This window comes from Streptomyces djakartensis, from assembly GCF_014651075.1.
Lineage (GTDB): Bacteria > Actinomycetota > Actinomycetes > Streptomycetales > Streptomycetaceae > Streptomyces > Streptomyces djakartensis.
Map to the genome: position 1 here is coordinate 36,497 of NZ_BMWE01000021.1, position 18,451 is coordinate 54,947.

18 protein-coding genes are annotated in these 18,451 nt (G+C 72.4%); 9 read left to right on the forward strand and 9 right to left on the reverse strand.

The window, feature by feature from the left end; genetic code table 11:
- The first annotated feature begins 106 nt into the window (after positions 1-106).
- From IE212_RS28460 to hypE, 7 genes are read left to right on the forward strand one after another with little or no spacing between them, the layout of a single operon-like run.
- On the forward strand, positions 107-1,843 hold the full coding sequence (locus IE212_RS28460; protein WP_190200836.1) for an enoyl-CoA hydratase-related protein: 1,737 nt from the start codon (positions 107-109) through the stop codon (positions 1,841-1,843).
- Positions 1,840-2,427: a hydrogenase maturation protease gene (locus IE212_RS28465; protein ID WP_190200837.1), complete on the forward strand. Its 588-nt coding sequence runs from the start codon at positions 1,840-1,842 to the stop codon at positions 2,425-2,427. The genes IE212_RS28460 and IE212_RS28465 overlap by 4 nt, the downstream gene beginning before the upstream one ends.
- A 38-nt stretch (positions 2,428-2,465) precedes the next feature.
- A complete protein-coding gene (gene hypB, locus IE212_RS28470; RefSeq protein ID WP_190200838.1) occupies positions 2,466-3,215 on the forward strand; it encodes a hydrogenase nickel incorporation protein HypB in 750 nt (249 codons plus the stop codon).
- Entirely contained in the window at positions 3,212-5,533 is a 2,322-nt protein-coding gene (gene hypF, locus IE212_RS28475; RefSeq protein WP_190200839.1) for a carbamoyltransferase HypF, read from the forward strand. Before hypB ends, hypF begins: the two co-directional genes overlap by 4 nt.
- Before the next feature lie 3 nt (positions 5,534-5,536).
- Positions 5,537-5,818, forward strand: a complete 282-nt coding sequence (locus IE212_RS28480) for a HypC/HybG/HupF family hydrogenase formation chaperone (protein WP_059419943.1) — start codon at positions 5,537-5,539, stop codon at positions 5,816-5,818.
- The gene (gene hypD, locus IE212_RS28485) at positions 5,815-6,957 is read left to right on the forward strand and encodes a hydrogenase formation protein HypD (RefSeq protein WP_190200840.1); all 1,143 of its coding nucleotides are present in this window, start codon (positions 5,815-5,817) and stop codon (positions 6,955-6,957) included. The genes IE212_RS28480 and hypD overlap by 4 nt, the downstream gene beginning before the upstream one ends.
- Entirely contained in the window at positions 6,950-8,020 is a 1,071-nt protein-coding gene (gene hypE / locus IE212_RS28490) for a hydrogenase expression/formation protein HypE (protein ID WP_308430256.1), read from the forward strand. Before hypD ends, hypE begins: the two co-directional genes overlap by 8 nt.
- A gap of 156 nt (positions 8,021-8,176) precedes the next feature.
- On the opposite strand, the gene hypA is transcribed toward hypE, so the two are convergent.
- From hypA to IE212_RS28530, 8 genes are all read right to left on the reverse strand, one after another.
- Positions 8,177-8,533, reverse strand: coding sequence for a hydrogenase maturation nickel metallochaperone HypA (gene hypA, locus IE212_RS28495; RefSeq protein ID WP_190200841.1), 357 nt, complete (start codon positions 8,531-8,533; stop codon positions 8,177-8,179).
- Between the two features lie 7 nt (positions 8,534-8,540).
- A complete protein-coding gene (locus IE212_RS28500) occupies positions 8,541-8,738 on the reverse strand; it encodes a hypothetical protein (RefSeq protein ID WP_190200909.1) in 198 nt (65 codons plus the stop codon).
- A gap of 34 nt (positions 8,739-8,772) precedes the next feature.
- Positions 8,773-8,979: a hypothetical protein gene (locus tag IE212_RS28505; RefSeq protein ID WP_190200842.1), complete on the reverse strand. Its 207-nt coding sequence runs from the start codon at positions 8,977-8,979 to the stop codon at positions 8,773-8,775.
- Positions 8,980-9,021: 42 nt separating this feature from the next.
- Positions 9,022-9,618 carry a DUF5947 family protein gene (locus tag IE212_RS28510; RefSeq protein ID WP_190200843.1) on the reverse strand — a complete coding sequence of 199 codons (597 nt, stop codon included), beginning with the start codon at positions 9,616-9,618 and terminating at the stop codon, positions 9,022-9,024.
- Positions 9,615-10,157, reverse strand: a complete 543-nt coding sequence (locus tag IE212_RS28515; protein WP_190200844.1) for a NifU-related iron-sulfur-binding protein — start codon at positions 10,155-10,157, stop codon at positions 9,615-9,617. Before IE212_RS28515 ends, IE212_RS28510 begins: the two co-directional genes overlap by 4 nt.
- Positions 10,150-11,943 (reverse strand): nickel-dependent hydrogenase large subunit, encoded by a 1,794-nt coding sequence (locus IE212_RS28520; protein WP_190200845.1) that lies wholly within the window; start codon positions 11,941-11,943, stop codon positions 10,150-10,152. The genes IE212_RS28515 and IE212_RS28520 overlap by 8 nt, the downstream gene beginning before the upstream one ends.
- Positions 11,944-12,010: 67 nt before the next feature.
- Positions 12,011-13,099, reverse strand: a complete 1,089-nt coding sequence (locus tag IE212_RS28525; RefSeq protein WP_190200846.1) for an NADH-quinone oxidoreductase subunit B family protein — start codon at positions 13,097-13,099, stop codon at positions 12,011-12,013.
- 1 nt (position 13,100) lies between these two features.
- Positions 13,101-14,645, reverse strand: coding sequence for a hypothetical protein (locus tag IE212_RS28530; RefSeq protein WP_190200847.1), 1,545 nt, complete (start codon positions 14,643-14,645; stop codon positions 13,101-13,103).
- Between the two features lie 201 nt (positions 14,646-14,846).
- On the opposite strand from IE212_RS28530, the gene IE212_RS28535 reads away from it, so the two are divergent.
- Complete coding sequence (locus tag IE212_RS28535) at positions 14,847-16,526, forward strand: NAD-dependent malic enzyme (RefSeq protein ID WP_190200848.1); 1,680 nt, start codon at positions 14,847-14,849, stop codon at positions 16,524-16,526.
- A 250-nt stretch (positions 16,527-16,776) separates the two neighbouring features.
- Here the strand turns inward: IE212_RS28535 and IE212_RS28540 are convergent, their stop codons facing one another.
- The gene (locus tag IE212_RS28540; protein WP_190200849.1) at positions 16,777-16,965 is read right to left on the reverse strand and encodes a hypothetical protein; all 189 of its coding nucleotides are present in this window, start codon (positions 16,963-16,965) and stop codon (positions 16,777-16,779) included.
- A 212-nt stretch (positions 16,966-17,177) separates the two neighbouring features.
- Here IE212_RS28540 and IE212_RS28545 point away from each other — a divergent pair, with 212 nt between their 5' ends.
- Positions 17,178-18,317 carry a glutathione-independent formaldehyde dehydrogenase gene (locus IE212_RS28545; protein WP_190200850.1) on the forward strand — a complete coding sequence of 380 codons (1,140 nt, stop codon included), beginning with the start codon at positions 17,178-17,180 and terminating at the stop codon, positions 18,315-18,317.
- Positions 18,318-18,451 lie beyond the last annotated feature (134 nt).

Here is an 18,451-nt window from a genome sequence, read left to right on the forward strand (position 1 = left end):
CAGCCGTCCGGCGAGAGCAAGGCGGATAGCCCGGAAGCGGAAGAGGGCCGCGAAACGCCGCGGTGGTTCTTCTCGGCCCTCTCCCGAGCGGCGACCATGCCATGTCATGGACATCTTGCTCGTCGCCAGTGCGTTCAACAGCCTGTCCCAGCGTGTCTACGCCGAACTGTCGGACGAGGGGCACCGGGTGGACGTCGTGCTCGCCTCGCACGGCCCCGACGCGGTCCGGGACGCCGTTCGGGAGGTACGCCCGGAACTGGTCGTGGCCCCGATGCTGAAGTCGGCCCTGCCGGAGGACGTGTGGCGGGAGCACACCTGCCTCATCGTGCATCCGGGGCCACCCGGCGACCGGGGCCCGTCGGCCCTGGACTGGGCGATCGCCGAGGAGGCGCCCCGGTGGGGCGTGACGGTCCTGCAGGCCGAGGCGGCGATGGACGCGGGTGACATCTGGGCGGACGAGGCCTTCCCGGTGCCGTCCGCCGGCAAGAGCGACGTGTACCGCGGCGAGGTCTCCGACGCCGCCTCGGCCGCCGTCCTGCTGGCGGTGCGGCGATTCGCCGACGGATCGTTCAAGCCGCGTCCGCAGAGTGATCCCGGGATCCAGGTGGTGTGGCGGGACTTCTTCCGGCAGGAGCAGCGGCGGATCGACTGGGAGAACGACAGCACCCAGGCGGTGCTGCGCAAGCTCCGCGGGGCCGACTCGCAGCCCGGGGTGCGGGACGAACTCTGCGGCCGGGAGGTCTTCCTGCACGGCGGGCATCCCGAGGACCGGCTGCGGGGAGAGCCCGGGGAACTGCTCGCGACCCGGTCCGGCGCGGTCTGCCGGGCCACCCGGGACGGAGCCGTGTGGATCCCCGAGCTGCGCCCTCGCAAGAGCTCGGGTGACCCGGCACCGTTCCGCCGCCCGGCGGCCTCGGTGCTGGCCGGCTTCCCGGCCCCGCCCGGATTCCGTGGCATGCCGGGTTCCAGCGACCGCCCCTACTGGCTGCCCGAGATCGCCGCCCCGCTCGAACTGCCCCCGGGCCGCGTCACCTGGACCGACATCCGCTACCGACAGCAGGGGGACATCGGGTTCCTGAGCTTCTCGTTCCCCGGCGGGGCGATGAGCACCACCCACTGCCGCAGGCTGCTGGCGGCCTACCGGTACGCGCTCAGCCGCCCCACGTCGGTGCTGGTGCTCGGCGGCTCCCGTGACTTCTTCTCCAACGGCATCCACCTCAACGTCATCGAGGCCTCGAGCGACCCGGCGGGTGAGTCCTGGTCCAATCTCAACGCCATGAACGATCTCGTCGAGGCGATCCTGCGCACCACCGACCGGCTGGTGGTGGCGGCCATCGGCGGCAACGCGGCGGCCGGCGGCGTCATGCTCGCCCTCGCCGCCGACGAGGTCTGGTGCCGCACCGGCAGCGTCCTCAACCCGCACTACCGGAACATGGGCCTGTACGGGTCGGAGTACTGGACGTACTCGCTGCCCCGCCGCGTGGGCGCCGAGACGGCCGAGCGGCTGACGACCGAGGCGTTGCCGGTGAGCGCCGCGACGGCCGAGCGGATCGGGCTGGTGGACCGTCTGGTACCGGTCCCGGCCCAGGGGTTCCGGGACGAGGTCGAGCGTCTGGCCGCCGAACTCGCCGGCGACCCGGATCTGACCCAACGCATCACCGCCAAGACCACGGCACGTCACGCGGACGAGCTCCAGCGGCCCCTCGCCGAGTACCGGCGGAGCGAACTCGCCCGGATGCGAGCCGTCTTCTTCGACCCGCGGGCGCCGTACCACGCGCTGCGCGCGGCCTTCGTCCGCAAGCTTCCGACCGGCTCCCCGAGGCCCCTGGGAGCCACGCGATGAGTGCGCGCCTGCTCGTGGCGGGCGTCGGCAACATCTTCCTCGCGGACGACGCCTTCGGCCCCGAGGTCATCCGCGCCCTGGGGCAGCGCCCGCTGCCGCCCGGGGTGCGGGTACGGGACTTCGGCATCCGCGGGATGGACCTCGCGTACGCGCTGCTCGACGGCTACGACACGGCCGTCCTGGTCGACGCGGCCGCACGGGGACACGAGCCGGGCACCCTGTCGCTGATCGAACCCGACCTCCCCGCCCGGGCCGCGACAGGCGCCCCGCCCGAGGCGCACGGCATGGACCCGGCGAAGGTCCTGGCCCTGGCCGCCCACCTGGGCGACGAGCCGCTCCCCCGCGTACTCGTCCTCGCCTGCGAGCCGGAGCTGCGGGCACCCGCCGACGAGGACATCGCGCCGGGCATCAGCGCGACCGTGCGCGCGGCGGTCGGACGGGCCGTCGCGGCCCTGCACACGATGGTCCCGGCGCTGCTCGCCGACCCGGCCGCCACGCCCCCGTTGAGCCGCCCGGACGAATCCGCCGCCCTGTCCCCGGCCGGGCTGCCGGGTACGGCGGGTGACGGCGCGGAGGATCGGTAGCGGAACGATTTCCCTACCGACCGCGAGGAGCGGCGCCCATGTGCGAGTCCATGGACGAGGTCACTCAGGCCGTCCTGGCGAGGAACGACGGTCTGGCCGCGGACCTGCGCGACGAGCTCGCCCGGCGCGGGGTGAGCGTGGTCAACCTGCTGTCCAGTCCGGGCAGCGGCAAGACGGAACTGCTCGGGCGGGTGCTGGCCAGGGCTGTCGAGCGGGGCCTTGCGGTGGCCGCGCTCACCGCCGATCTGGCGACCGAGAACGACGCCCACCGGCTGGCCCGTTCGGGAGCCGCCGTGAAGCAGCTGCTCACCGACGGGCTGTGCCACCTGGAGGCGCGGCAGCTGCGCGGGCACGTGGAGAGCTGGCTGCCCGAGGACACCTCGCTGCTCTTCATCGAGAACGTCGGCAATCTCGTCTGCCCGGCCTCCTACGACCTCGGGGAGAGCCTGCGGATCGTGCTCATGGCGGTGACGGAGGGCGAGGACAAGCCGCTGAAGTACCCCACGGCCTTCGGTTCCGCCCATCTCGTGGTGCTGACCAAGACCGACCTGGCCGGGCCCGCCGGGTTCGACGAGGCCGCCTTCGACGCCCACGTCGGGCGGATCAACCCCGGGGTGGAGGTCCTGCGGTCCTGCGCCCGTACCGGCGCCGGCGTGGACGCTCTGCTGGAGCGGGTGCTCGCCGTATGGGACGGAGCTCCGGTTCACCGCCCTCCCCTGGCGCCCCGTCCGCACACCCACACCCCCAGCCACTCCCACGAGGACGCCGAAGCCGGCCTCGTCCCGTGACGGCCCCCGTCACACCGGCGGTGCGCCGCCGCGTCACCGTACGCGGCACGGTCCAGGGCGTCGGCTTCCGCCCGTACGTGCACCGCCTGGCCACGGAACTCGCGCTCTCCGGCTTCGTGAGCAACACGGCGAGCGGTGTCGTCATCGAGGTGGAGGGACCGCCCGAGGGTGTCGCCCGCTTCTGCGACCGGCTGGCGACCGAGCCGCCGCCGCTGGCCACCGTCACCGGTGTCGGGTTCGAGGACCTGCCCGTCAGCGGCGCCGACGACACCTTCAGCATCCGCTCCACCGACCGCTCCCCCGGCCGCACCCTCCTCCCGCCGGACACGGCGACCTGCGCGGACTGCCTGCGGGAGCTGAGCGATCCGGCGGACCGCCGGTACCGGCACCCGTTCGTCACGTGCACGCACTGCGGGCCGCGCTTCACGATCGCCACGGGCATGCCCTACGACCGGGCGGTGACGACCATGGCCGGCTTCCCGATGTGCGCCGACTGCGCCCGGGAGTACGGCGATCCCGGTGACCGGCGCTTCCACGCCCAGCCGGTGGCCTGCCCGGGCTGCGGTCCCCGGCTCCGCCTGGTGCCCGCCTCCGGGAGCGGCGTCCGTCCGGAGCGGGACGCCGGCGCCCTGGCGACGGCGCGGGCGCTGCTGGCCGCCGGGCGGATCGTCGCGGTCAAGGGCCTCGGTGGTTACCACCTCGCCTGCGACGCCACCGACGCACGGGCCGTCGACGCGCTGCGCGCCCGCAAGGCCCGCGGCGGCAAACCGTTCGCGGTGATGTGCCCGGACCTGGACACCGTGCGACGGATCGCGGTGCTCTCCGCGTCCGAGGAGGCCGTCCTCGCCGGCCCGCGGCGCCCCATCGTCCTGCTGCGCCGGCGCGAGGACGGGGCGGGTCTCGCACCCGGCGTCTGCCCGGGCAGTCCGCACCTCGGCGTGATGCTGCCGTACACGCCCGTGCACGCCCTGCTGTTCGGCCTGCCCGGCGATCCGCCCGGGCCGCGGGTGCTGGTCATGACGAGCGGCAACCGCTCGGGGGAACCGATCGTCACGGACGACGACGAGGCCCTGACCCGGCTGGCCGGACTGGCCGACGCCTGGCTCGCCCACGACCGGTCCATCGCCTCGCCCTGCGACGACTCCCTGCTGCGGGTGCGCCCCGACGGCACCGAGCTGGTGCTGCGCCGGTCCCGCGGGTATGTGCCCCGGCCGCTGCGGCTGCCGGTCCCGGTGCGGCCGGCGCTGGCCGTGGGCGGTGACCTGAAGCAGGCACTGTGCCTCGGCGAGGGCGATCTCGCCTGGTTCGGTCCGCACATCGGCGACATGGGCGACCTGACGGCCCTGGAGGCGGCCGGCCGGGCGGAGGCGCACCTGCGGTCCCTGACCGGCGTCAGCCCCGAGATCGTCGCCGCCGACCGGCACCCCGGCTATCACTCGGCGAGGTGGGCGGCCCGGCTGACCGAACGTCCCCCTGTGCTGGTCCAGCACCACCACGCGCACGTCGCGGCGGCGATGGCCGAGCACGGCCAGGACGGGACGGCACCCGTGCTCGGTGTCGCCTTCGACGGCACGGGCTACGGCGACGACGGCACCGTCTGGGGCGGCGAGGTGCTGCTCGCCGACTACGGCGGATTCCGGCGCTACGCCCACCTCTCCCCCGCCCCGCTGCCCGGCGGCGACGCGGGCGTGGCCAACCCGTGCCGCACGGCCCTGGCCCGGCTGTGGGCGGCGGGCCTCGGGTGGGATCCGGACCTGCCCTGCGTCACCGCCTGCCCACCAGAGGAACTGGGAATCCTGGAACGGCAGTTGGCGCGAGGAGTGGCCTGCGTGGCGACCTCCAGCATGGGGCGGCTCTTCGACGCCGTGTCCTCGCTCGTCGGGGTGTGCCATCGCGCGGGGTACGAGGCCCAGGCCGCCCTGGAGCTGGAGGCCGCCGCGACCCTCGCCTGGGACGCCGACGGCTCGGCGTACGGTTTCGGCTTCGCCGCCGGCGCCTTCGACCCGGCGCCGGTGCTGCGGGCCCTGGTCACCGACCTGCGGCGCGGCACCCCGGCTCCGGTGCTCGCCGCCCGCTTCCACCGTGCCGTCGCGCGGGCCGTCGCGGAGATCTGCCGGCGGGCGCGGCGGGACACCGGTCTGGCCGTCGTCGCCCTCAGCGGCGGGGTCTTCGCCAACGCGCTGCTGGAGGAGGAGTGCGCGCGCCTGCTGGCGGGCGCCGGCTTCGCGGTGCTCCGCCACGGCGAGGTCCCCCCGAACGACGGCGGACTGTCCCTCGGCCAGCTGGTGGTCGCGGCGCACCTACGACAGGAGGAGTGACCCATGTGTTTGGCAGTGCCCGGCAAGGTCGTGGCCATCGACGACAGCGCGGATCCGCTCACCGGACTGATCGACTTCGGCGGAGTGCAGAAGCAGGCGTGCCTGGAGTACGTGCCCGATGTGCGGGTGGGTGAGTACGTCATCGTGCACGTCGGTTTCGCGCTCCAGCGCCTCGACGAGGAGTCGGCCCTGGCCTCGCTGAAGCTGTTCGAGGAACTGGGGCTGCTGGAGGAGGAGTTCGGCGACGCCTGGGAGCAGGCGGCGAAGGAGGCGGGAACGGCGTGAAGTACATCGACGAGTTCAACGACCCGGATCTGGCCCGGCGCCTGCTGGACGAGATCCGTGCCACCGCGACCCGGCCGTGGGCCCTGATGGAGGTGTGCGGCGGGCAGACCCACTCGATCATCCGGCACGGCATCGACCAGCTCCTGCCCGAGCAGGTGGAGCTGATCCACGGCCCGGGCTGCCCCGTCTGTGTCACGCCGCTGGAGGTCATCGACAAGGCGCTGGAGATCGCCTCGCGGCCCGGGGTGGTCTTCTGTTCCTTCGGTGACATGCTGCGGGTGCCGGGCACCGGCCGCGACCTGTTCCGGGTCAAGGGCGAGGGCGGTGACGTGCGCGTGGTGTACTCGCCGCTCGACGCCCTGGAGCTGGCCCGGCGCCACCCGGACCGGGAGGTGGTGTTCTTCGCGATCGGCTTCGAGACCACCGCCCCGGCCAACGCGATGGCCGTGCACCAGGCCCGCCGCCTGGGGCTGGGCAACTTCAGTCTGCTGGTGTCGCATGTGCGGGTGCCCCCGGCCGTCGAGGCGATCATGACGGCGCCTCGGTGCCGGGTGCAGGGATTCCTGGCCGCCGGGCACGTGTGCAGCGTGATGGGCACGGCGGAGTACCCGGAGCTGACCGAACGGTTCAAGGTGCCGATGGTGGTGACCGGGTTCGAGCCGCTGGACATCCTGGAGGGCATCCGCCGGGCGGTCCGCCAGCTGGAGCGTGGCGAGCACCGGGTGGAGAACGCCTACCCGCGTGCGGTGCGGGAGGAGGGCAATCCGGCGGCCGTGCGCATGATCGAGGAGGTGTTCGAGGTCACCGACCGGTCCTGGCGCGGCATCGGGCCGATCCCGGCCAGTGGCTGGCGGCTGCGCGACGCCTTCCGGGCGTACGACGCCGAGCACCGCTTCGACGTCACCGGCATCCGTACCGAGGAGCCCGCCGAGTGCCGCAGCGGCGAGGTGCTGCAGGGCCTGATCAAGCCGACCGAGTGTGCCGCGTTCGGCACCGCCTGCACCCCCCGTACGCCGCTCGGCGCCACCATGGTCTCCAGCGAGGGCGCATGCGCGGCCTACTACCTGTACCGCCGGATGAACGCCCCGACGCCGCAGGCCGAACCGGCCGCGCGGGAGGAGATGAACCCCGTTGCCTGAACAACTCACCGAGGTCGTCGACCCGGCCGGCTGGACCTGCCCCGCCCCGCTGCGCGACCAGCCGGTCGTGGTGATGGGGCACGGCGGCGGGGGCGCGCTGTCGGCCGAGCTGATCGAGCAGGTCTTCACCCCCGCCTACGGCAACCCCGTCCTGGCCGGCCTCGCCGACTCCGCCGTCCTCGAACTGGGCGGCGCGCGGCTCGCGTTCTCCACCGACTCCCATGTGGTCCGCCCGCTGTTCTTCCCCGGCGGCAGCCTGGGCGACCTGGCGGTCAACGGCACGGTCAACGACCTGGCGATGAGTGGTGCCCGGCCGGCGTACCTGTCCGCCGCCTTCGTCCTGGAGGAGGGTGTGGAGCTGACGGTCGTGGAGCGGATCGCGCGCGCCATGGGGGCGGCGGCCGGGGCCGCCGGGGTCGCCATCGCCACGGGTGACACCAAAGTGGTGGAGTCCGGGCACGGCGACGGGGTGTACGTCACCACCGCCGGTGTCGGGCTCGTCCCGGACGGGGTGGACATCCGGCCGCAGCGTGCGCGGCCCGGTGACGTGGTGATCGTCAGCGGGCCGATCGGTCTGCACGGGGTGGCGATCATGAGCGTGCGGGAGGGGCTGGAGTTCGGGGCCGAGGTCGCCAGTGACACCGCGCCGCTGGCGGATCTGGTGGCGGCGATGCTGGCCGTCACGCCCGACGTCCATGTGCTGCGCGACCCGACCAGGGGTGGTCTGGCGGCGTCCCTGAACGAGATCGCCCGTGCCTCCGGGACCGGGGTGCGGCTTCGGGAGCGTGCCATTCCGGTGCCGGACGCGGTGGCGAACGCCTGCGGGTTCCTCGGGCTGGACCCGCTGTACGTCGCCAACGAGGGCCGGCTGGTCGCCTTCGTGCCCCCGTCGGCGGCGGACGAGGTCCTCGCGGCGATGCGCGCCCATCCGCGCGGCACGGGCGCCACGGTGATCGGCGAGTGCGTCGCCGACCACCCCGGCATGGTCGTGGTCGCCACCGGCCTCGGCGGCACGCGGGTGGTGGACCTGCCGCTCGGCGAGCAGCTGCCGCGCATCTGCTGAACCGCGAGCACGCGAAGGGCCCCGGCGTCGGGGCCCTTGGCGCTGGTGCCGCGGCAGGCGGCGTTCACCCCGTCGCGGTGCCGCGGCGTCCGGCATCCGCTCTCGCAGCCGCACCGGACGCCGCTCCTTGACGGGCGACCGTTGCCTGCCCCGGCACTAGGCCGGGGCCGGTGACGGCTCGATGCCGGTGATCTCCAGCTCCCGGCCGCTGCGCAGGTCGCTGGAGGGCCGGTCGCAGCGCGGGCACCAGAAGAACGGGGGCATGCCCACCGGGAACTCCTCGGCGCACGGGCCGCACCAGGCCTGCGCGGGGACCTGCTCGACCACGAGCCGCGCCCCGGCCAGGGCGGTGCCGTCGCGGGCAACCTCGAAGGCGAAGCCCAGGGCGTCGGGGACGACGCCCGCCAGCTCGCCCACCCGGACGGTCACGGCCGAGACGGCCCCGGTCCCGTCCGCCCGGGCCAGCTCGTCGGCGCGCTCGATGATCGCGGTCGCGATCGACAGCTCGTGCACGGGCTGCTCACGGGTAGCGGCGACCGGCGCGGAAACCGCCGGCCATCCGCCAGATCCGCACCTCGCGCCGCAGGCTCGGCAGTTCCCAGGCCAGCAGCGCCAGGACCGCACCGCCCACCAGGGCGGCCTCGGCCATCAGTACCCGCTGTCCGTTCGCTGCGCCCCGCCTGCGGGCGACGGGTCTGCGTACTCGTCGGACCTTCATCACGGCGACTCCCTGCTCGGTCTCATCACGGCTTTCATCCCGGCGGGATGTTCGGCATGGACTCCACGAGGGCGTCATGCCGCTTCCAGTGGATCCCCGTGGAGCGGCGCGCGTCGGCGGTGCCGTCCTCGTGGTGACCCTGCTGCTTCTCGTACCGTCCCCTGTTGCCCTGGTGCATGCCGGCGACGTGCCGGGGGGTGTCGGGCTTCGCCTGGGGCCGGCCCACTCTGATGTTGCCCATGGGGTGTTCTCCTTCCTCGCCTCCGACCTGCGGAGTGCGTGGCTATGGCCGCTCGGTGAGCTCCTCGAAGAACCGCTCGACGGCCGGCCAGACCCGGCCGCCGCCGGACAGGCCGCGCCATTCCCGGCGTACGACGGCGACCATCCGGTAGCAGTCGTCGATCGGCACGATCCAGTGCTGGTCGAGGCCGTGGACGGTGTTCACCAGCAGGGCCTCCACGTCGGGTTCCACGCCGGCGAGCTGCGGACACGTCCCGGCCAGCTGCTTCCAGGCCGCCGCGTCCACCTCCCACCGCATGGCGCCCGCGGGGCTCGGGCCCTCGGCGGTGACCGTGCCGTCCGCCCTCGGCACGAAGAACACCAGGCCCACCGGTACGCCCAGCACGGTCGTGTCCAGGTGGGGCAGCCGGACCCGGCGCCGGGGCACGAGCCGGTAGTGGCCGTCGCCCGCCCCGGCCCCGGCGAACAGCACGGAGCAGGGGCCGCACACGCAGCACACCTCCTCCCGCCCGGTGTCGTAGAGGTGGGCGTGCTCCTCGGCCACCGGCGCGGCGCACAGGTCGCACACCTCCGCCTCGGCCGCCGCCGGGCGGTCGGCCGAGGAACGGATCAGGCGGGCCAGCGCACCGTCGGTGGTCACCGTGCGCCCCGGTGCGTCAGCGTGGTCAACGGCACGAACGCGGGTGCCGGCGTGCTCGGCAGCGGTTCCACCGCCGTCAGTTCGGGGGCCACGGCGAGCACGGCCTCCCGGACCGCGTCGGTGACCTGAGCGGCTCCGTCACCGCAGCCGGATCCACACCCGCCGCCGGACGTCAGGCGCACCCGGCCGACCTGCCCTTCCACGCCGGCCCACTCCACGTCGCCGCCCCGCTCCCGCACGGCGGGCCGCAGCCGCTCGACCGCGCGGGCCGCCCGGCGCTCGGCGGGCTCGGGGTGGATGTCGTGCAGCACCATCAGGTGCCCCAGCAGCTCGTCGTCGGCGAGGCGACCGGCCAGCTGCTCGCCGGCCTGGTCCAGGACACGGGCCAGGGCCTCGCCGTACACCTCGGTCAGCAGCCGTACCGCCTCGGTGGCGGGCCCGGGGACGGGCTCCAGCCCTTCCAGCAGCTCGTCGAGGAGCGCGAGCCGTGCCTCGACGTCCGGGTCCGCCAGCCGTGCGGGGGCGGCGGCCTCAGCCATGGTTCGCCCCGTAGGTCGGCGAGTGCAGGGTGGTCAGCGTCTTGCCCTTGCCGACGTACATGTGCACGCCGCACGGCAGACAGGGGTCGAAGCTGCGGACCGTGCGCATGATGTCGATGCCCTTGAAGTCGTCCGGCCCGTTCTCCTCGAAGACGGGCTGGCCCTGGACGGCGTCCTCGTACGGGCCGGGGGTGCCGTACATGTCGCGGGGGCTGGCGTTCCACGGGGTGGGCGGGTACGGGTGGTAGTTGGCGATCTTCTTGTCCTTGATCACCAGGTGGTGGGAGAGGACGCCGCGCACCGCCTCGTGGAAGCCGCAGCCGATCGCCTCGTCGGGCACCTCGTAGTTCTCGAACACCTTGGTCTCGCCGGCCCGCACGAGGCCCATGGCCTCCTCGATGAACTGCAGCGCCATCGCGGCCGCGTAGGCGATGAAGTACGGCCGGGCACGGTCGCGTTCGATGGTGTTGCTCCACCGCGGGATGTGCCACTCGAACGTGGTCTCCGGCAGCGTCTCGCCCTTGGGCAGGGAGATGCGCACACTGTGGCCGGTGGCCTTGACGTAGGGGGTGTCGACGAGGCCGCTCAGCGCGGTCGACCAGAGCCGGGCGAGCGGGCCGCCGCCGGTGTCGAGGGCGAGGTGGTCCCCGGTGCGCGGGTCCAGCCAGCGGGGGCTCATGACCCAGCTGTACTTGCCGTCGAAGTCGCGCTTCTGCGGTACCGGGACGGTGGTCTGGTTCCACGGGTGGCGCATGTCGACGGGGTTGCCGAGCGGGTCGTGGGTGACGAAGGGCTGCTCGTTCACCCAGTCCTCGTAGTACGAACTGCCCAGCATGATGCGCAGGCCGAGGTTGATGTCGATGAGGTTGTTGGTGACGAGTTCGCCGTCGACGATGACGCCAGGGGTGACGTACATCTGCTTGCCCCAGGTGTTCATCGTCTCGTAGCGGTAGTCGACGGTCATGGGGTCCTGGAAGGCGCCCCAGCAGCCCAGCAGGACGCGGCGGCGGCCGACCTCCTCGTAGCCGGGCAGCGCCTCGTAGAAGAAGTCGAAGACGTCGTCGTTCATGGCGACGGCCTTCTTCACGAAGTCGATGACCCGCATGAGCCGGCTGAGGTAGTCGGTGAAGGTGGTCGGCTGCGGCATCGTGCCGACGCCGCCGGGGTACAGCGTGGACGGGTGGACGTGCCGCCCCTCCATGAGGCAGAACATCTCACGGGTGATCCGGCTGACCTTGAGGGCCTCCTTGTAGACCTCGCCCTCGAAGGGGTTGAAGGCCCGCATGATGTCGGCGATCGTGCGGTAGCCGTGGATGTCGCCGCGGGGCGCCGAGGTGCTCTCGGCGCGGGCCAGCACACCGGGGTTGGTGGACTTGACCATCGCCTCGCAGAAGTCCACGAAGACCAGGTTGTCCTGGAAGATCGTGTGGTCGAAGATGTACTCGGCCGCCTCGCCGAGGTTGACGATGTAGTCGGCCAGCGGCGGCGGTTTGACGCCGTAGGCCATCTGCTGGGCGTAGTCGGAGCAGGTGGTGTGGTTGTCGCCGCAGATGCCGCAGATCCGGGACGTGATGAAGCCGGCGTCGCGCGGGTCCTTGCCCTTCATGAACACCGAGTAGCCGCGGAACAGCGACGAGGTGCTGTGGCATTCCACGACTTCCCGGTTGGCGAAGTCGATCTTCGTGTAGATGCCCAGGTTCCCGATGATCCGGGTGATCGGATCCCAGGACATGTCCACGAGCTGTGGCGGCTTGCGCTCCGTGGGCCGGGCCTCGGTGGTGGTCATCGGCGGTACTGCCCCTCGCTGTCGGTGTTCGGCCGGTGGGTGGTGGTGGGGTGGGTACGGGACGTCATCAGGGCCTCCAGCGCGGGTCGTAGCCGCTGGTCAGCTTGCGTTTGTTGTGGCGCCACCTGGGCTCGTGGTTGACCAGCTCGTTGGTCATGCCGCGCAGACGGCGGATGACGGCCCCGTAGGGCTTGATGGCCAGGGACGACAGGGTGCCTCCGGGCGGCTCGTCCATGAACGGCATGAACGCGTCCGGGAAGCCGGGCATGGTGCACCCGATGCAGATGCCGCCCACGTTCGGGCAGCCGCCGATGCCGGCCATCCAGCCGCGTTTGGGCACGTTGCAGTTGACGACCGGACCCCAGCAGCCCGTCTTCACCAGGCACTTGGGTGAGTTGTAGTCCTTGGCGAAGCCGGCCTGCTCGTAGTAGGAGCCGCGGTCGCAGCCCTCGTGGACGGTCTTCCCGAACAGCCACTGCGGGCGCAGCATGTGGTCCAGCGGGGGCGGGGGCGCGGAACCGGCCGCGTGGTAGAGGACCCAGACGAGGGTCTCCATGAAGTTCTCGGGCTGGATCGGGCAGCCGGGCACGTTGACGACCGGCAGGCCGCCCTGGGAGGTGTAGTCCCAGCCGAGGTAGTCGGCGAGGCCCATGCAGCCGGTCGGGTTGCCGGCCATGGCGTGGATGCCGCCGAAGGTGGCGCAGGTGCCCGCGGCCACCACCGCCCAGGCCTTGGGGGCGAGTTGGTCGATCCACCAGTTCAGCGTCTGCGGCTCGCCGGTCTCCGGGTCGTTGCCGAAGGACGTCCAGTAGCCGTCGCCCTCGATGATGTTCTGGTTGGGGATCGAGCCCTCGATGACGAGGATGAACGGCTCCAGGTCGCCGCGTGCGGCGGCCCGGTAGGGAGCGAGGAAGTCCTCGCCGCCCAGGCTCGGGGAGAGCACCTTGTTGACCAGGTTCACCTTCGGCAGGCCCGGGATCAGGCCGAGCACCACGTCCTCGATGGAGGGCTGGCCCGCGGCTGTGAGGGAGACGGTGTCGCCGTCGCAGCTCATGCCTTCGGAGATCCAGAGGATCGTGATCTCGTCGAATCCCTGCCGGTCCTCTGCGCGGCTGGGTTCCTTGCTGACTTCTTGGGTGCTGCTGTGCGTTGTCATGTCACTCGGCCTCCGCTGCGGGGGTCTCGGAGTCGGTCGTGTGCCGCGTCTTCGCTGCGGCGGGAGCCGGTGCCGACGGCTCGTCCGGGTCCGCGGCGGGCTCGAGCGGTTCGAGCTCGTCGGTCCGGAAGTAGTGGAAGCGTCCGTACCAGGTGTGCAGTTCGGACGCCGGATCGTCGTCGAGGGTGACGGCCAGGCGCACGCTGCCGTCCACGTCGTGGAAGACGGCGGCGACCTCGGCGGTGCGGCCGGCCAGGAACATGTCCTGGGCGTCGGCCCCCCGCGCCCGGGGCCGGAGGCGGACGCGGCTGCCGCGGCCGAGGGGCACGCCGTCGACGGGCACGGTGTCGGTGGCCGGGGAGAGTTCGTCGTCGGCGCCTTCCCGCCACCAGGCGGGGCGCTCGTCGGCCGGCGGCGACACCGGGGCGGCCGGTGCCAGGGAACGGACGGCGCCGTGCAGCCGTTCGAAGACCTCCGGCGGCATGGTGTCGACCCGGTCGAGGATCGCGGCCGCCCTCGCGTCGGTGGCCCGCGCTTCGCGCTTCTCCTCGTCGGTCAGCAGCATGGTGCGCAGCGTGAGGATCTCGTCGATCTCCGCCGCGTCGTGCAGGTCGCCGGGGCTCTCGGGGGCCACTTGGGGGTGGTCGGGCAGGATGATCGGTGCGGACAGCAGGACGTGCGCGGCGTCCTCGGCTTCCCCGCCGAGGACGGGGAAGGTGAACTCGTTGCGGCACTCGCGGGCGGGCCTGCGCAGGTCGGCCGGCGGATCGATCAGCGAGACGAACTCCACGCCGTCACCGCCGATCAGAGTGTGGGTGGCGATGAGGGCACAGCGCATGGCCTCCTCACGCGCGGTCCCCGCTCGCGGTGCGGTCCCGGTGTTCCTGGTCCGCACGCGCAGCCGGCAGAGGTCGCCGGCGAGTCGCTCCGCGGTGACGGTGGTGTCGGCTCGTACCTCGTCGCGGCGGCGCACGATCCGCCCGGCGCCTTCGGGCAGTGGCTCGATGTCCACGCCGGCCGCCGCGCCGACGGGGACCGTGTGTCCGCCGTGCAGCAGCTCGTCGAGCGGGACGTCGGTCTCGCACTCCCGGGGCACGGCTTCGTCGAAGGTGAGATGCGTCGTGCCGTCGCCGGTGCGCAGCGACTCGACGGCATGGTGCCGGCCGTCCGGGCCGGTCTGCTCCACCTGCTTGCGCTGCATCTGCAGGTAGCGGATGCGCACCCGTACGGACGCGTCGCCGTGCCGCCGGATCCGCAGCAGGCACTCGGTCCGCTGGTACCAGGAGTCGGCGGAGCCGGCCACGCCCGGGACGACAGGGCCGTCCGACTCCACCCAGTCCCGGGGGAACAGCACCCCGAACTGCCACCGGACGCGGTTCTTCGCGGACGACCGGCGGTAGGGGTAGAGGAGGTAACCCTCGTAGAGGACGGCGTCGGCGACGGCACTCACCTGCTGGAAGGGGTCGGGTGACCGGTCGTGCGGGGGTTCCGCTTCGCCTCTGGGGACAGCACACGCCACGCCGCCCTCGGCCAGTCCACCCGCCATCGCGCCTCCTCGTCCAGGTGTGCAAGCACATCCCTTCCACCAAGGTCACACCGCTCACCCACCGTCGCCTCCTGCGGCGCAGCGTCATTGGGCCGTTCGGGGCCGAAGGGGTTGGGGGACGACGGAGCAGAGCCCCTCGGGCGCTTCCGGATGGCACAGGTCACCCGCACGAACGGACCGGCGAAGGGAACACGTCACACCATGGACCAGCCGACGTACCACCGCCCCCGCACGAGCACGAGCCCCGCCGTCACGATCCTGGCCGACCCGCTGGCCAACAAGGGCACCGCCTTCAGCCGTCAGGAGCGTGCCGAGCTCGGTCTCGACGGGCTGCTGCCGCCCGCCGTGGAGACCCTGGACGAGCAGGTCGCCCGCGCCTACGAGGCCTTCCGCGGCTACGACAAGCCCCTCAACCGGCACATCTACCTGCGCCAGCTGCAGGACACGAACGAGGTGCTCTTCTACCGTCTGGTCACCGAGTACCTGGAGGAGTTGCTGCCGGTCGTCTACACGCCGACGGTGGGCGAGGCGTGCCGGCGTTTCAGTGAGATCTACCGGCGGCCGCGGGGGCTGTTCCTGACGTGGGAGGACCGGCACCGGTTCCGGGACATCCTGCGCAACCGCCCGCACGGGCGCCGGGACGTGGACGTCGTCGTCGTGACGGACGGACAGCGCATCCTCGGCCTCGGCGACCAGGGCGTCGGCGGCATGGGCATCCCCATCGGCAAGCTGAGCCTCTACACGGCGATCGGCGGCATCCACCCCGCCCGCACCCTGCCGATCCTGCTGGACGTCGGAACGGACAACGAGGAGCTGCTCGGCAACCCGCGCTATCTGGGCCGGCGTGAGCGCAGGCTGACCGGTGCCGAGTACGACGAGATGATCGAGGCCTTCGTGTCGGCGGTCGAGGCGGAGCTGCCCGGCACGCTGCTGCAGTGGGAGGACTTCGCCACCGCCCACGCCCAGCCGATCCTCGCCCGCTACCGGGACCGGCTGCTCACCTTCAACGACGACATCCAGGGCACCGCGGCCGTCACGCTCGGTGCCCTGTCCACCGCGGCCGACGTGGCCGGCACCCCGCTGCCCGAGCAGCGCCTGGTGATCCTGGGCGCGGGGTCGGCCGCCATCGGTGTCGCCGAGATGATCCGTACGGCCATGATCGACGAGGGTCTGCCGGAGGACGAGGCGACGGCACGGTTCTGGATCGTCGACGTGGACGGCCTGCTGGTGCGCTCACGCGGCGAACTGACGCCGCAGCAGCGGAGGTTCGCGCGCGACGACAGCGAGGTGGCCGACTGGGACGGCACCGGCCTCGCGGAGGTGGTGCGCCGTGTCGGGCCGACGGCGCTGATCGGGCTGTCGACGGCTCACGGGGCGTTCACCGAGGAGATCGTGCGGCAGATGGCCTCCACCTGCGAACGGCCCGTCGTCTTCCCGCTCTCCAACCCCACCTCCCACTCCGAGGCCGAGCCCGCGGACCTCACCCGCTGGACCGACGGCCGGGCGCTGATCGCCACCGGCTCACCCTTCCCTCCGCTGACGGTGGACGGGCGCGAGGTGCCGGTGGCGCAGTCGAACAACGTGTACGTCTTCCCGGCCATGGGGCTCGCGGTGACGGCGAGCCGCGCCACGCGGGTCACCGACCGCATGCTGGTGGCCGCCGCCCGTGCCGTCGCGCAGTGCGCGGTACGGGCGGCCGACGGCGACGACGGCCCGGTGCCGCTGCTGCCGCCGCTCGCCGGGATGCGGGATGCCGCCCGGGAGATCGCGCTGGCCGCGGCCCTCGCCGCGGTCGAGGACGAGGTCGCCCCGCGGGCCACGGAGGAGCAGCTGCGGGAGGCGATCGCGAAGGCCCAGTGGACACCCCGTTACGAGGAGTAAGAGCCTGCTGTCCGCCGGGTCAGCCGTCCGTGGCCGCCGTAAGGGAACGGGGCGCAGGTCGGTCCAGTGGGACTGGCGGCACGCCCTGCTCAGGGATGTCGCCCGGGTCCTCGGCTGAGCCCCGCGGTGGCGGGCGGCGGCGGGCGGATTCAGTGATCGGCGCGCCACCGGGACGTGGTCCCCGCGGGGCACCGGTTCCGCCGCCGACCGGCGACGGGACACGGCCCCCGGCGCGGGGCACGGCGGGGTGTCACCCCTCCACCGCGTCCTCCGACCGGATGTCCGCGAACTCCCACCAGGCGAGCGGCAGCCAGTCCCCGTCGACGAAGCCGTCGACGGATCCGCCGCTGCCGCGTATGGCCACGCGGGTTCCCACCGGATAGGTGGTGCCGGACAGGCCGCAGACCGGGACGAGCAGTGAGCCTAGACGTCGTGACAAGACAGTCGATCCTTCCGAAGAGCACGAACAGGCCGAACAGGCCCCTAGGTGCAAATCGTCGCATCATGCACCAGTCTGGACTATGAGGCATAACACATAAGAGACCGGCCGAGCTGCGGGCCGGGGCCTTCACCGCGACGCATGCAGCGGTTTCCCGGCACTGCCGCTCCAGAGCGTAAGAGATCCATTACGGACAGTGGAGGTGCTCGAGGATGAGGGCCGTTGTGTACAAAGGACCGTTCGAAGTAGCGATCGAACAGGTCGACAATCCCAGGATCCAGCACCCGAACGACGTGATCGTCCGAGTCACGTCCACCGCGATATGCGGCTCGGACCTGCACATGTACGAGGGCCGTACCGCCGCCGAGCCGGGCATCGTGTTCGGCCACGAGAACCTCGGTGTCATCGAGGAGACCGGCGAGGGCGTGACGTCACTCAGCCGCGGTGACCGGGTGGTCATGCCCTTCAACGTGGCATGCGGCTTCTGCAAGAACTGCACGGCCGGCTTCACGGGATTCTGTTTGACGGTGAACCCGGGGTTCGCCGGCGGCGCCTACGGCTATGTGGCGATGGGCCCGTTCGTGGGCGGCCAGGCCGAGTACGTACGGGTGCCGTACGCCGACTTCAACTGCCTGAAGTTGCCGGAGGGCACCGAGAAGGAGACCGATTTCGTCCTGCTCGCCGACATCTTCCCGACCGGCTATCACGGCAATGAACTGGCCGACGTGCGTCCCGGCGAGAGTGTCGCCGTGTACGGCGGTGGTCCGGTCGGCCTGATGGCGGCCTACTCGGCGATGCTGCGCGGCGCGAGCAAGGTGTTCGTGGTCGACCGGGTGGCGGAGCGGCTGCAGAAGGCCGAGGAGATCGGCGCCGTGCCGATCAACTTCACCGAGGGCGACGCGGCTCAGCAGATCAAGGAACAGACCGGAGGAGAAGGCACGGACAAGGGCATCGACGCCGTCGGCTACCAGGCCGTGGCGCACGGTGAGGACCGCGAGGAGCCGGCGATCGTGCTGAACTCCCTCGTCGAGACGGTCAGGCCGACGGGTGCCCTCGGCATACCGGGGCTGTACGTCCCGCGCGACCCGGGCGGGCCCGACGAGCAGGCCAAGCAGGGCATGCTGCTGGTCTCCATCGGACGCGCCTTCGAGAAGGGGCTGCGGATGGGCACCGGTCAGTGCAACGTCAAGCGCTACAACCGCCAGCTGCGTGACCTGATCATCGAAGGCCGCGCGACGCCCAGCTTCGTGGTGTCGCACGAGCTGCCCCTCGACCAGGCACCCACGGCGTACGAGAAGTTCGACAAGCGGGTCGAGGGCTACACCAAGGTCGTACTCCACCCCCACGAGTGAGGAGAGGACCGCTCCCGAGCACATCCCGCATCGCACCGCCCCCTCGCCGCGTCGGTCACGACAACGAGGGGGCCTCGTGCGATGCGGACCGTCACCGCGCCACCGCCCGGCAGTACGCCTCGTCGGTGGCGAGG

What these genes read in the sequence shown, in the direction of transcription:
- hypB (WP_190200838.1), top strand. Translation starts at nt 2,466, where the DNA reads ATGTGCGAGTCCATGGACGAGGTCACTCAGGCCGTCCTGGCGAGGAAC.
- IE212_RS28530 (WP_190200847.1), bottom strand. Translation starts at nt 14,645, where the DNA reads ATGGCGGGTGGACTGGCCGAGGGCGGCGTGGCGTGTGCTGTCCCCAGA.
- IE212_RS28535 (WP_190200848.1), top strand. Translation starts at nt 14,847, where the DNA reads ATGGACCAGCCGACGTACCACCGCCCCCGCACGAGCACGAGCCCCGCC.
- IE212_RS28500 (WP_190200909.1), bottom strand. Translation starts at nt 8,738, where the DNA reads ATGAAGGTCCGACGAGTACGCAGACCCGTCGCCCGCAGGCGGGGCGCA.
- IE212_RS28520 (WP_190200845.1), bottom strand. Translation starts at nt 11,943, where the DNA reads ATGACCACCACCGAGGCCCGGCCCACGGAGCGCAAGCCGCCACAGCTC.
- IE212_RS28525 (WP_190200846.1), bottom strand. Translation starts at nt 13,099, where the DNA reads ATGACAACGCACAGCAGCACCCAAGAAGTCAGCAAGGAACCCAGCCGC.
- IE212_RS28505 (WP_190200842.1), bottom strand. Translation starts at nt 8,979, where the DNA reads ATGGGCAACATCAGAGTGGGCCGGCCCCAGGCGAAGCCCGACACCCCC.
- IE212_RS28480 (WP_059419943.1), top strand. Translation starts at nt 5,537, where the DNA reads ATGTGTTTGGCAGTGCCCGGCAAGGTCGTGGCCATCGACGACAGCGCG.
- IE212_RS28515 (WP_190200844.1), bottom strand. Translation starts at nt 10,157, where the DNA reads ATGGCTGAGGCCGCCGCCCCCGCACGGCTGGCGGACCCGGACGTCGAG.
- IE212_RS28545 (WP_190200850.1), top strand. Translation starts at nt 17,178, where the DNA reads ATGAGGGCCGTTGTGTACAAAGGACCGTTCGAAGTAGCGATCGAACAG.
- IE212_RS28465 (WP_190200837.1), top strand. Translation starts at nt 1,840, where the DNA reads ATGAGTGCGCGCCTGCTCGTGGCGGGCGTCGGCAACATCTTCCTCGCG.
- IE212_RS28460 (WP_190200836.1), top strand. Translation starts at nt 107, where the DNA reads ATGGACATCTTGCTCGTCGCCAGTGCGTTCAACAGCCTGTCCCAGCGT.